The organism is Gordonia sp. C13, from assembly GCF_023218005.1.
In the GTDB taxonomy this organism is placed as follows: domain Bacteria; phylum Actinomycetota; class Actinomycetes; order Mycobacteriales; family Mycobacteriaceae; genus Gordonia; species Gordonia namibiensis.
Genome location: NZ_JALPSY010000047.1, coordinates 1 through 12,576 on the forward strand (window position 1 = coordinate 1; position 12,576 = coordinate 12,576).

9 protein-coding genes and 1 pseudogene are annotated in these 12,576 nt (G+C 60.9%); 8 read left to right on the top strand and 2 right to left on the bottom strand.

Annotated features, from left to right (window positions below):
- Positions 1 to 1,225 (top strand): annotated as a pseudogene (locus tag M1L58_RS22725) (Mu transposase domain-containing protein); the annotation flags it as partial.
- Positions 1,222 to 2,055: an IS21-like element helper ATPase IstB gene (gene istB / locus M1L58_RS22730; RefSeq protein WP_006902475.1), complete on the top strand. Its 834-nt coding sequence runs from the start codon at positions 1,222 to 1,224 to the stop codon at positions 2,053 to 2,055. The pseudogene M1L58_RS22725 and the gene istB, both read left to right, overlap by 4 nt.
- A gap of 198 nt (positions 2,056 to 2,253) precedes the next feature.
- Here the strand turns inward: istB and M1L58_RS22735 are convergent, their stop codons facing one another.
- The gene (locus M1L58_RS22735) at positions 2,254 to 5,346 is read right to left on the bottom strand and encodes an MMPL/RND family transporter (RefSeq protein ID WP_006902476.1); all 3,093 of its coding nucleotides are present in this window, start codon (positions 5,344 to 5,346) and stop codon (positions 2,254 to 2,256) included.
- 82 nt (positions 5,347 to 5,428) lie between these two features.
- On the bottom strand, positions 5,429 to 5,767 hold the full coding sequence (locus M1L58_RS22740; protein ID WP_006902477.1) for a DUF4873 domain-containing protein: 339 nt from the start codon (positions 5,765 to 5,767) through the stop codon (positions 5,429 to 5,431).
- Between the two features lie 133 nt (positions 5,768 to 5,900).
- Between M1L58_RS22740 and M1L58_RS22745 the strand changes: the two genes are divergently transcribed.
- From M1L58_RS22745 to M1L58_RS22770, 6 genes are all read left to right on the top strand, one after another.
- Positions 5,901 to 6,869, top strand: coding sequence for an AurF N-oxygenase family protein (locus M1L58_RS22745; protein ID WP_005195186.1), 969 nt, complete (start codon positions 5,901 to 5,903; stop codon positions 6,867 to 6,869).
- A 161-nt stretch (positions 6,870 to 7,030) separates the two neighbouring features.
- On the top strand, positions 7,031 to 8,551 hold the full coding sequence (locus M1L58_RS22750) for a flavin-containing monooxygenase (RefSeq protein ID WP_035718354.1): 1,521 nt from the start codon (positions 7,031 to 7,033) through the stop codon (positions 8,549 to 8,551).
- A gap of 47 nt (positions 8,552 to 8,598) precedes the next feature.
- Positions 8,599 to 9,468, top strand: a complete 870-nt coding sequence (locus M1L58_RS22755) for an SDR family NAD(P)-dependent oxidoreductase (protein ID WP_006369629.1) — start codon at positions 8,599 to 8,601, stop codon at positions 9,466 to 9,468.
- Complete coding sequence (locus M1L58_RS22760; RefSeq protein WP_005195189.1) at positions 9,465 to 10,535, top strand: ferredoxin--NADP reductase; 1,071 nt, start codon at positions 9,465 to 9,467, stop codon at positions 10,533 to 10,535. Before M1L58_RS22755 ends, M1L58_RS22760 begins: the two co-directional genes overlap by 4 nt.
- Positions 10,525 to 11,430 (top strand): alpha/beta fold hydrolase, encoded by a 906-nt coding sequence (locus tag M1L58_RS22765; RefSeq protein WP_010844919.1) that lies wholly within the window; start codon positions 10,525 to 10,527, stop codon positions 11,428 to 11,430. The genes M1L58_RS22760 and M1L58_RS22765 overlap by 11 nt, the downstream gene beginning before the upstream one ends.
- A gap of 89 nt (positions 11,431 to 11,519) precedes the next feature.
- Positions 11,520 to 12,272 carry a TetR/AcrR family transcriptional regulator gene (locus tag M1L58_RS22770; RefSeq protein ID WP_042378677.1) on the top strand — a complete coding sequence of 251 codons (753 nt, stop codon included), beginning with the start codon at positions 11,520 to 11,522 and terminating at the stop codon, positions 12,270 to 12,272.
- Positions 12,273 to 12,576: the final 304 nt, after the last annotated feature.

Consider the following 12,576-nt stretch of genomic DNA (forward strand, 5'->3'; position numbering starts at 1 on the left):
GGGCAGCGTAAGAAGCCGGATGAGGATCCGTTCGAACCGTTCGTCGTGTACGTGACCGCACGCCTGGCCGAGGATCCGCATTTGTGGGCGCGCACGCTGTGCGATGAACTCGAGGAGCTCGGTTACAGCCAGTCGTATCAAACCCTTGACTCGTCAGATCCGGGCTCGTGGTCTGCGCCCGACGTGTGAGCAGTGCGCCTCCGCCATCCACCGACCGAACGCGGTAATCGAGCACCCGCCGGGTGAAGAGACACAATGGGATTGGCTGGAACTACCCAATCCGCCGACCTGCTGGGGGTGGGGATCGACGGCGTACTTGTTCGTCGGATCGTTGGCGCACTCCGGGCGCTAGCGCGGCTATCTGGCACCGAATATGACCCGCCCACACGTGGTCGCCGGCCTCGATCGCATCACCCGCCGACTCGGTGGGGTGACGAAGGTGTGGCGGTTCGACCGGATGGCCACGGTCTGCCATCCGGCCAGCGGCGCGCTGACCTCGGAGTTCGCCGCAGTGGCCAAGCATTACGGTGTTGCGGTGGCGATCTGCCCACCACGACGAGGTAACCGCAAAGGTGTCGTCGAATCAGCCAATCGTGTTGCTGCTCAACGGTGGTGGCGCACCGTGGGCGATGACATCACTGTCGAACAGGCCCAAGCGAGTCTGGACAAGTTCTGTCGTACCCGCTCGGATGTGCGAATGCGCCGCACCCGTGATGGCCGCTACAACGTCGCCACCATCGCCCAACGCGAACCACTGTCTCCAGCACCGGCCACGCCGTTTCCGGCGTTGGTGAGCGAAGCCAGGACGGCGTCTCGTCAAGCGCTCGTCGCCTGGCGTGGAAACCAGTACTCGGTGCCCCCGGAGTTGGCGATGGCTGAGGTGACGGTGACCGAACGCCTCGGCGCGGGCCATATCGACATCGCCACCACCTCGGGGATCGTGATCGCCCGCCACCGCCTCGCCGCACCCGGAACCGGCGCCCAGATACGCGACCACGGCCATGTTGTCGCCCTCGACCAAGCAGCCATGGCTGCTGCGGTCACCGGCGGCAGGCCGCACCGCCGCAAGGAACGCATCCCACCCGGGCAACACGCTCGCGAGGCCGCAGAACGACTGCGCCACAACACAACAACGACAGCAAACCCATCGGTTGATGCCGGACCATCGGTCATCGATATGAGCGTCTACGAACGCGCCGCACAGAACAGGACCCAACTGCCATGACCACCCACACCACCATGCCCGAGCCGCAGAGTCAGGCGGCGGTCTCGACCTATCAGAAGTTGCGGGGCCACCTCGCCGTACTCAAACTCGACGCGGCCGCCGAAGCGTTGCCCTCGGTACTGCAGACCGCTGGCGACGAAGAGTGGTCGATGACCCAGATGCTCGAACATCTCCTAGAGATCGAGGTCTGCGCGACCGAAGCCCGCCGCCTGGCCGGCCGGTTGCGGTTCGCGTGCCTACCGACCCCGGCCACCCTCGACGGCTTCGACTACGACGCCGCACCCGGCGTGGACCGCCACCTCATCCGGGAACTGGGCACCTGCGCCTACCTGGAATCAGCGACCAACGTGCTGCTCATCGGACCGCCCGGCACCGGCAAAACCCACCTCGCAGTCGGACTCGCGCGCGCCGCGGTACACGTCGGCTACCGCACCTACGTGACCACCGCCGCCGATCTGGCTGCCCGCTGCCACAAAGCGGCCATCGAGGGCCGGTGGGCCACCTGCATGCGGTTCTTCGCCGGGCCCACCCTGCTGGTGATCGATGAACTCGGATACCTTCCACTACCCGCCGAGGCTGCGTCGGCACTGTTTCAGGTTGTGGCGCAACACTATTTGAAAACAAGCATCGTGATCACCACCAACAGATCCGTAGCTGAATGGGGTGAAGTCCTCGGCGATACCACCGTCGCCGCGGCTATGCTCGACCGGCTGCTGCACCGCTCGGTCGTGCTCAAACTCGACGGAGACTCCTACCGCCTACGCGACCACCACGCCCGCTCCCAGAACCAGCGCACCGCGACCACACCGACCCGGCGAACGCTAGAGTAGAAGCCGCCTCCGGGTGGGGAATTTCAATGAGCACACCTGGGGAAGATCGATGAGCCTTGTCACACTAGCATTGAGTACCAACACAACTCGTCTATCGCCGGCGAGTGTGCCGCGACATGTACTACCTCGCTCCTAATCTGTTGGGGCAACACCGGGACCGGTTGCCCCAACAGATAGTGGTCGGGATGGTCGGGATGTTCAGGGACCGACGCAAGTCAGATCCCCAGGGGTCCGCCCGCGCGTCGTCTTCTGTGATGGTCCCGGGGCGTGCGGGGAACGGTCGATGTGACCCGGCCACCAGCTCGCATTGCCCAGCAACACGGCCAATGCCGGGACTACTAAGGTCCGCACCAGGAACGTGTCGAGAAGCAGACCGACACCGATGATGAACCCGATCTGCACCATCACATCGATGGAACCGACCATCAGTCCGAACATGCTGGCAGCGAAGATCAACCCGGCCGAGGTGATCACTGACCCGGTGTAGGCGACTGTACGCATTACGCCAACCCGCACGCTCGCCCTCGTCTCCTCTCTCAGTCGTGAGACCAGCAACATGTTGTAGTCAGCGCCCACCGCCACCAAAACAATGAATGACACCAGTGGAGCTGGCCAGGCAATCCCGGCACCGAACATATGTTGGAGTACAAGCACACCGATACCGAGCGCCGCCATGTAGTTCAAGACGACGGTTGCAAGAAGGTACACCGGCGCAACGACGGCCCGCAGCAGCAGCATCAGAATCAGACCCACGATGAGAAGGGTGGCAATGCCAAGCAGTTTGAAATCGTGCGACAACAGCCGCTGGACGTCGGCGTTGATCGCAGGAAAGCCCGCGACCGAAGCGCGTCCGCCCTCCAGCGTGGTGTTCGGCATTGCGTTCTCGGCGACGCTGGACAGCTCGTTCGCGAGCTTCATTGCCTCGGCAGAGTATGGGTCGTAGGCGGTCTGTATCGCATAGCGCACGGTTTTCCCGTCGGGCGAGATGAACTGTCGAGCGACCTGACTGAACTGCTGGTCCTTGAACGCATCCGCGGGGAGATAGAAGCCGGTTGCCGAATCAGAATCGCCGACCTCGCGGGCAGGAGCCCGAAGCTGTGCGGCGACCTGTGCCAGTCCACCGAGTAACTGAAGGTTGCTGTCCACCAAAGCCCCGACTCCATTCGACAACTGACGTGCGCCGTCGGCGAGAACGCCGACGCCGGACTCGAGTTGCGACACCCTGTTCCCGAGGTTCTGCCCACCGATCGTCTGTAGTGCAGAATCCAGCGTTTGAAAAGAACGCTGAAGCTGTGCCATGTCGGTAGAGCCTGGCGCACTCACGCGGCCGAGCTGCGCGGTAAAGTCAGCCACCCTCGCGAGCGACTGATCATCCGCGAGTGCCCGGATGTCGGCCGTCTGCGCGCGCAGTGCCGAGCACTCCGCGATCTGCTGACACCACGGAGCGTCCAATGCGGACAATGCCGGCGCGATCGCATCTGCCGCAGACTGGGCCCGACGGGCGAGTTGAGACAGCTCAGGCGCTTGCTGGGAGAACTGCTGAAGCGTTGGAGCAGCGCTCGCGAGCTGGTTCACCAACGGCCGATACTCGTCGAGTTGTGGGCCAAAGGACGACACCTCGTCGAGCAACCCCGACAGCGGAGCGAGATTGGAGGAGATCTGCTCTTCTAGCTGTGCCAGGCCTCCGGCTAGCTGCTCTGATCCGGTCTTAAGGACGGCCAGATCACCCTTGCGGGCCTGTACATCTCCGGTCTCCTCGGTGATCTTGGTACCGATCTGATCGTTCTGCCAAGACAATTGCGCCTGCTGTAGCTTCTCACCGGTCGGGCGCGTCACGCCAATGACCCTGGTCACGCCGGGAATCTGCGCGACGCGGGATGCCAACTGGTCGAGGTCGGCAAGGCCTTGAGCCGTGCGCATGTCGTTCTCGGACTCCACCACCAAGAATTCCGAGATAATGATGTCTTTCGGGAAGTGGCGGTTGAGCAGCGCGTAGCCTTCGTTGCTCCCTGTGTCAGTTGGCTGCCCCTCGCGATCGTCGTAGGTGATCTGAATTGTTGCGGCTACCAGGGCGAGGCCGATCAACGCGACCACACTGATCGCCAGCAGAGGTACCGGCCGCCGGATAACCATGACTCCGACTCTTCTCCAGTAATCCCGCGTCAGGTCACGGCGGGGAAGGCCGGCACCTCTCTTGGCGGCGAAGGAGAGCACGGGGGGCAACAATGTAACCGTTGCCAAGAATGCGAATGCTATGGCGATTGCGCAGGCCGGACCTAATGTGTTGAACACACTGAGATTGGCGAAGGCCATAGCCAGGAAGGCTAGGGCCACAGTGCCCGCCGATGCGAGAACCACGCGGCCGATAGTTGCATTCGCGTGGGCAATAGCGGCATCAGGAGAGTTGCCTGCTCGAATACCCTCATGATAGCGGCTTATGAGGAACACCGAATAGTCAACTCCGGCACCGAAGATGATGACGGTCATGAACATCGAGGTGAACTGGGATACCGGCATGCCCAGCTCGCCTAGTCCAGATAGAACTCCGCGACCTACGGCCAAACTCATGCCCACGACAAGCAGCGGCATCAGCGCGGTGAACACCGAACGGTAGACGACGAGGAGGATCACGGCGATCAGCAGCACGGTGGCGACAGTGATCAGGACCAGATCCGACTCGCCCACGGCGAGTTGGTCGCTAAATGTCGCGGGTGGGCCTGTCACACGGACTCTCGTCTCAGTGTCGCGAAAGATTCTCTCCGCGGTGTCGCGTACCGCTGCGACCGCCTCCGCGGTATCGGGTCCCCCGAGTGTGCCGGTCACTCCCACGGGCAGATACCAGGCTTGCTTGTCTTTGCTGAGAGCCTGACTCGCAGTGAGGGGATCGCTCAGCAGGTCTCGGACGGCGATGACGTGCTTGTCGTCCGCCCGCAGGGTGTCGACAAGCACGTGGTATCGATCGCGGGTGTTGTCGGACAGGCCTGCACTGTTCTCCATCACTACGAATACTGTGGTCTTGGCGCCGCGCTCGTCGAAAGCGGCGCCCATACGGTCCAAGGTCTGAAAAGACGGGACTCCGGCCGGGATCGGATCCACAGATTGTTCCCGTATCACTGACTCCAGTTGAGGAAAGAGAAGGCCTAAGCCGATGGCGGCGCCGAGCCAGACCAGCGTCACAATCCCTTTGCGGCGGAGGGTAAACCATGCAACCCGCTCAAGGGTCGGACTGTATTCGCCGAGTTTCTCGCCCCCTCTCGACGGGCGGGTTCGAATGGGAGACGAACTCACCATGTGAAATTTCCTCTCGACCTGAAGTGGGCGACCCAATCGTGCGCACCCGTTATGCGAACGTCCGTGCGGCGGTGGATGGTTGTCACTTGCGGTGGTGCTCGGCCATGTCTTCGACCTCCTCGAGAGTGGTGGGCAGGTGGTATGGGGGGGTGCTCTTACCTGAGATGCGGTATCGGCCCCAGAAGTCGGGATCCCCGACGACACACTCCGCTCGGCCCTCGGGGGTCGTAAATACAGCGATCGCGCGGGCGCCCTTCAGGAGCTCGTCGAGCTCATCATTCTTCTGAATCCGGCCATACCAGGTGTAGAGGCCGTTCAGCGGCTGGAAATAGCCTTTGATCTTCGCTTCGACATGGATCTCCGTCCCGCGGCACACCAGGGTTCCTTCGCCGGAGTAGTCGAGGTCATGGTCGTCAGACATGCAGCCCTACCTTCTTCGCATTGAGCGTTGACAAATAACGCGGTTCGTGGATACTAGCAGTACCAGATACTGCGAGTAATGGGTACTGGGCGCCAGGCCCCGACTCCCAGCCTTGAACGACCGAGGAGAAGACATGACCGTGCAGGATGCCCATATCAAGCCCGACTTTTCACAGGAGGGCATGGCCCGGGTGAACGGGCGCAAGCCCGTCGACATGGAACGATCTGCAGGTCGTCTGTTGCGGTCTTCCGCGGAGAAGTTCTACGACGCGGAGATCGACATCGACTGGGAGTCGCCCTGGGAGGAAGGCAAGTACTTTCTGCCAGAGCACCGGGTGTCGCTATACGGCACCAAACTATGGAACAAGATGACCGAGGAGCAGCGTCGCGAGCTGGGACGCCACGAGATCGTGAGCATCCTCAGTTTCGGCATCTACGCAGAGAACCTCTTGAGTTCGGCGCTCCTGCGCATGTCGGCAAAGGGGGCCCTAACCGATCAGAAGTCCCTATACGCGCTAACAGAAATCGGCGATGAGTCCCGCCATTCCACTATGTTCGCGCGCCTCATTAACAAAACAGGCGTGCCCCCTTACAAGCTCCCTAAGGGCTTCTTGAGCTTCGCAAAGATCCTGCATTTCGTCCCGCTCGGACCGTCGGTGTCCGGAGCCACGCTGCTGATCGAGGAAATCCTGGACCGCGCCCAGCGCGAGGCGATGAACGACCCCAGTATGCAGCCTCAGCTTCGCCAGCTCATGAAGATCCATGTCCTCGAGGAAGCCCGTCACATTACCTTTGCGCGACTGGAGATGATCGAAGGCATGCAGCGTCGACGTAAGGCGACGCGCGCTTGGCACCGAGGGGTGCTTGCCGTCATCGCGAACCTGGCGTACCCGCTGCTCATTAATCCGAAAGTGTACCCCGCAGTGGGAATTAGCCGCTGGCGTGGCGTATGGGCACAACAAACCAGCCCAAACTATCGGACCAACCTGCAGTTCATGTCGGAGCCCATGATTCGGTTCTTCCATGAGGCGGGAATGCTGGAAGGCAAGTTCACAATGGCCATGTGGCGCGCGACGCGGAGCCTTCCCGACGATCTCCGCTGATCTCCGTTCACGCGGCCGAGCCGTCACGGTCGACATCAGTTAGACCTGTGCGGAGCATTCTCGATGGCTTCGCGATCACTTCCGCCTCAACAGATCACCCGCTGCCACTGTGCGCAGGTGATGTGTTGTGCCAACGAACCCACGAGGGAGAAAGCATAAACATGGCATCTTCAACTACCCGGCGCGCCTCGCGCGCCGCCGCCAAAACCGACTCAACCGACGACCCGATTTCGACCAAGATTCTGATCATCGGAAGCGGGTTCTCTGGTCTCGGGATGGCCGCACAGCTAAGACGTCGCGGGTACAGCGACTTTCTAATCCTGGAGAAGGCAAGCTCCGTCGGTGGAACCTGGCGCGACAATACCTATCCGGGCTGTGCATGTGACGTCCCGTCGCTGATGTACTCGTACTCATTCGAAAGTCGAGGTAGCTGGTCGAAGGTGTGGTCGTCACAACCAGAAATTGAGCGGTATCTACAAGACGTCGCGGACAAGCGCGGCGTGACACAAAAGATTCATTTCGGTCAGAAGTTGGTTTCCGGATACTGGAGCGAGTCAGAGTCGCGGTGGCACCTGCGTACTGAGTCCGGACGTGAGTACATTGCTCAGTTCGTAGTTTCAGGAGTCGGTGCGCTGCATATCCCCAATTTTCCCGAAATTTCGGGGATTGAGGACTTTAAAGGCGAAGCGTTTCACTCCGCACAGTGGGATCATTCGGTGGATCTGGAGGGCAAGCGTGTCGCCGTGATCGGCACTGGTGCCAGCGCTATCCAGTTTGTGCCGTTCGTACAGAAGGAGGCCATGTCCCTCAAGGTCTTCCAGCGAACCCCTGCCTGGGTCCTACCCCGCAAGAATTTCACCGTTCCGCCGGCCCTGCGGACTCTTCTGAGCAGACTCCCGATTGCACGTCGTATCGCCAGGTGGTCGGTGTACTGGGGTGCGGAGAGCCTAGCCTTCGGCCTCAACGGTCACTCCAACCTTATGCGGCCAATCGAACGGGTCGCTCGGTGGAACATTGAACGCTCCATCTCTGATCCGGCACTACGCAAGAAACTGACCCCGTCATATCGCATCGGCTGTAAGCGAATTCTGGGGTCAAACGACTATTACCCTGCACTTGCGGCGCCCAACACCACCGTCATCAGCGATCGGATTGAGAGGGTCACCGCTGATTCCATCATCACCTCAGACGGCGTCGAGCACCTCATCGACGTAATTATTTATGCGACCGGTTTTCACGTGACTGATGGTTTCGATCAGCTCGCCCTGAAAGGTGCCACTGGCGAGGATCTCCCGTCCCACTGGCATCAGACGGGGATTAACACGCACCTGGGCATCACGACCGAGGGTTTTCCCAACCTGTTTTTCCTCCTCGGACCCAACACGGGCCTCGGCCACAACTCAGTGGTGTTCATGATCGAGCAACAGATCAAATACATCATGAAGGCCATCGACACAGTAGAAAGCCGAGGCGCTGAGAAGGTTGACGTACGCCCGTCCGTGCAAGAACAGTTCAACACCGACATCCAGCGGAAGCTGGCCAAGGGAGTGTGGACCAACGGCGGCTGCACGAGTTGGTATCTCGACTCGCAGGGCGTCAACCGGACCGTGTGGCCGGGCTTCACATGGCAGTACTGGCGCGCCACAAAAGATTTCGACCCCGCCGAGTACGACATCGCCTGAGCCCGAACGCACGGAGAGACACGATTCGTAGAAATGGTGAGACGACAGTGAGCAATTCTGACCGGCATGATTACACAGGCAAGGTGGCAGTGATCACCGGTGCCGCGTCAGGGATCGGTCGGTCTCTGGCACTCCAGTTGGCGGAGCGAGGTGCCGCACTGGCACTGTCCGACATTGATGAGATGCACTTGAAGGAGACTGCAGAACTTTGCCGCACCACGTATGCGGCGACGGTAACCGCCGCCGTACTAGACGTTGCGGACCGCAGTGCGTTTCAGGACTATGCCGACGGAGTGCGGTCAGAGTCGGGCCACGTCGACATGGTGTTCAACAACGCCGGCGTGGCCTTGGGCGTCGACGTGGTCGACATGACCTGGGAAGACTTCGACTGGCTCATGGGCATCAACTTTGGCGGAGTCGTTAACGGGTCGAAGGCGTTTCTGCCTCACCTGATCGCGTCCGGGGACGGACATCTCATTAACACGTCGAGCGTCTTCGGCTTGATCGGAATCCCCAGCCAGAGCGCATACAATGCCGCGAAATTCGGCGTCAGAGGCTTCACCGAGGCGCTCCGACAGGAGATGAAAATCAGTCGATACCCGGTCACAGTGACATGTGTGCACCCGGGGGGTGTAAAAACCAACATCGTCAACAATGCCCGAGGCGTTTCCGCCATGGGGGCAGACACCGCGACTGTCGCCTCGCTGTTCGACAGGATCGCACGAAGCACCCCGGATAAAGCAGCGGCGACAATCCTCAAAGGTATGGACAAGAAGAAGGCACGAGTGTTGATCGGTGCGGACGCCCGCGGTTTCGACTTCGTGGCACGGGTGATCGGTCCCCGCTACCAGGACATCGCGGCGCCACTGACACGGGCGGGTTACGCGGTCGCACGTAGACAGGGGATCCTCAAGTGACCGTCGAACCCGATGCACGTCCGGCTGCCGCAGCCCGCTCACGCACCTTGCGCGTCTCAGAAGTGACCCAGGAAACGAAAGACTCCGTCACCATTTCGTTCGAGATCCCCGATGCCATGGTCGAGGAGTTCAAGCATGTCCCAGGGCAATTCATCACCGTGAAGATCCCATCTGATCGGACCGGTCATGTCGCACGATGCTACTCGTTGAGCAGCTCGCCTCACGTCGAGGACTTCCGTCTCGAGATCGGGATCAAGCGGACGGAGAACGGTTACGCATCGAACTGGCTGTGCGACAACGCGATGACGGGAATGGAGTTGACCGTCCTCCCGCCGTCGGGGCACTTCACGGCTAAGAATCTCGACGTCGATTTTCTATTCTTTGCAGGAGGAAGTGGGATCACTCCGGTCTTGTCGCTGATTAAGTCGGCGCTTGTGTGCGGCGGGGGCGAAGTCACACTGTTCTACGCGAATCGCGATGCCGAGTCGATCATGTACGAGGGCCAACTGGCGCAGATCGCCTCCGAGTTCCCCGAGCGTTTCACGGTCTTCCACTGGTTGGAGTCGGCTATGGGGATTCCGGCACCTGAGGATGTCGAATCCGCCATACGTGAGCACCGCGGTGCACAGATCTACACCTGTGGTCCGGCGCCGTTCATGGATCTGGTTCAGAAGTCGGCGGAGGCCTGCGGTGTCGAGCACGCCTCGGTACATCGAGAAGTCTTTCAGTCACTGACCGGAGATCCATTCGAGACAGCCACGATGCGTCAGCTCAGTGACGACGATGGTGTGGCGACCGCCACGGTCTATCTGAATGGGCAGTCCATCACGACTGAGTGGCCGCGCAACACTCCGTTGCTCGACGTGCTATTGGCCCAAGGTCACAATGCCCCGTACTCCTGCCGAGAAGGGGCCTGCAGCGCGTGCGTATGCAAGCTGGTTGAGGGTGATGTAGAAATGGCACAAAACCACATCCTCGTTGAAGATGACATTGCCGACGGTGAACGGCTTGCGTGTCAGGCACTTCCGCTGACGGATGCAGTCACGGTGAGCTTCGATGACCTCTGAGATAGCGAGCGAGTCGCGAGGATCGCGGCACCTCGAGGTCCTCTCCTCCGACGGAACCAGGTTGTTCGCCCAGGAATTCGGCCCGGGCCGGGATGCTCCACTTCTAGTCTTTAGTCACGGCTGGGCCTGTCAGGGGCGTTTCTGGCGGCCACAGATCGAACAGTTCGCGGCGACGCATAGGGTAGTGGTCTACGACCAACGCGGACACGGGTGGAGCGACCGGGGCCGGGTACCGTTCTCGGCGAGACTTCTGGCCGATGACTTGGAGGCCGTAGTTCGGGCGGTAGCCACTCCCACCGACAAGGCTGTCGTGGTCGGACACAGCATGGGAGGTATGTCCATCATGAGCTGGGCAGCTGAGTACCCAGCCTCGGTGTCGGAGCTGGCCCGCGGAGTAGTACTGGCAAGCACCGGGCCATCACAGTTGGTGGATCGGTCAACGTTACTCAAAGTTCCCCGCCAGCTACGACCGAGACTTGAACGGGCCTTCGCGGCTAGTCTTGCGGTCGCGGGACCCGAGATGCAGGACACGCGTTTGTCTCGCCGCCTGATTCGTTACGGAACCCTGGGCCCGGGCGCGACTGTCGAGGTAATCGATGAGTGCGCCGACATCGTGTTGCGATGCCCACCACAGGTGCGGGGGATGTGGGGTGCGGTTTTGGCGACAATCGACGTCAGCAGGGGTGTTGACTCGCTGACAGTGCCGGCGGCGGTCATCGTGGGCGATGCCGACAGACTGACCCCGGCGGCCCATTCGGTGGATCTCGCAGCGCGACTGGGTCGGCAGGGCGTTCTATTTGAATTCACTCTTCTCGACAAGGTCGGTCACATGTCCAACCTAGAGGCCGTTGAAGACTTCAATTCAGCTGTGGCCAGGTTAGACAGATCCGCCTGAAGCTCGTCTCATCAACCAATGCCTCGGCCACGCGGGCGCCACGTGCTCACCGGCGCGACGAGTCGTCCATCCTGATAACCTAGGAGGCCATGTCTGTAGTCCGTCGAATCTCCGCGGCCCCGGTGAAAGTGCAGCGTCGTGTGCGCGACGCACGAAGCACGCGTTGGGACGACCACCGCGCTGTCGTTAAGGCTGAACTCGTCGACGCGGCTATACGCGCGATCGAAAAGTTCGGCGATGCTGTGAGCATGGACGATTTTGCGGAAGAGGCAGGTGCGTCGAAACCTAAGCTCTACCGCCATTTCGGTGACAGAGCTGGGCTCTATTCCGCCGTGGCAGCACGTCTGGGTTCGATGATGTGGGAGTCAGCGCAGTCAACTCTGCTCTCCGGACAGGAAGACAGCTCCGTTGACGAGCTTTTCCGTTCAGCGATCTCTGCATACGTATCCTTGGTCGACGACCATCCGGCGGTCGTCCGTTTCCTCATGACGAATCACATGTTCCAGTACTCTGAGTCCGGCGAGGGAGGGGCCGCAGATCAGCTGAGATCGGCAATGGAGATTATTTCTGACGAGTTCGCTCGTGGCCTCCGAGAGGTCGGCGCCGACGAGTCCCTCGTCGCCGTAGCAGTGGCCTCTATCCTAGGGGCTGGTCTATCAGCGACCCAGTGGTGGATCGATCACGGTCGGCAGAATGGAATGAGCAGGGACTTGTTTGCCGCGCACCTGTGCCAGACCTCGTGGGGGATTATTGACGGCGCTGCGGCCACGGTGGGCGTTCGCTTTCATAGAGACAGGCCCTTCGGAGACCCTGCATTCGCCACTCGCGTCGACCCCGTCTAATCACCCCGCACGAGTGGTCCGCCTGTTGTCACGCACGTGGCACGACAGCTCACTCAAAACGATGTGTATCCCACAAGTCCTGACTGCGGTGTGTGGAAAGTCGGCCTTCAACAGCATCGAAGATTGGTGTCGTCCGCCAATTTGTCTCCCCGCGATGGCCACACCGTGCACTACGCGATCCAAACAAGATTAATGCACCAGCCGGGGGCAGAGATGCTGTCATGACAGGCGGGAGCGGGAATGAACCGCAGTCGTGCATCCGGTCAGACGCGAGTGGGCATCGTTCGAACGAATTCGCTGGCGG

Excerpts from the sequence above, each read along its gene's own strand:
- M1L58_RS22750 (WP_035718354.1), top strand. The coding sequence starts at position 7,031 with ATGGCATCTTCAACTACCCGGCGCGCCTCGCGCGCCGCCGCCAAAACC.
- M1L58_RS22745 (WP_005195186.1), top strand. The coding sequence starts at position 5,901 with ATGACCGTGCAGGATGCCCATATCAAGCCCGACTTTTCACAGGAGGGC.
- istB (WP_006902475.1), top strand. The coding sequence starts at position 1,222 with ATGACCACCCACACCACCATGCCCGAGCCGCAGAGTCAGGCGGCGGTC.
- M1L58_RS22770 (WP_042378677.1), top strand. The coding sequence starts at position 11,520 with ATGTCTGTAGTCCGTCGAATCTCCGCGGCCCCGGTGAAAGTGCAGCGT.
- M1L58_RS22765 (WP_010844919.1), top strand. The coding sequence starts at position 10,525 with ATGACCTCTGAGATAGCGAGCGAGTCGCGAGGATCGCGGCACCTCGAG.
- M1L58_RS22740 (WP_006902477.1), bottom strand. The coding sequence starts at position 5,767 with ATGTCTGACGACCATGACCTCGACTACTCCGGCGAAGGAACCCTGGTG.
- M1L58_RS22735 (WP_006902476.1), bottom strand. The coding sequence starts at position 5,346 with ATGGTGAGTTCGTCTCCCATTCGAACCCGCCCGTCGAGAGGGGGCGAG.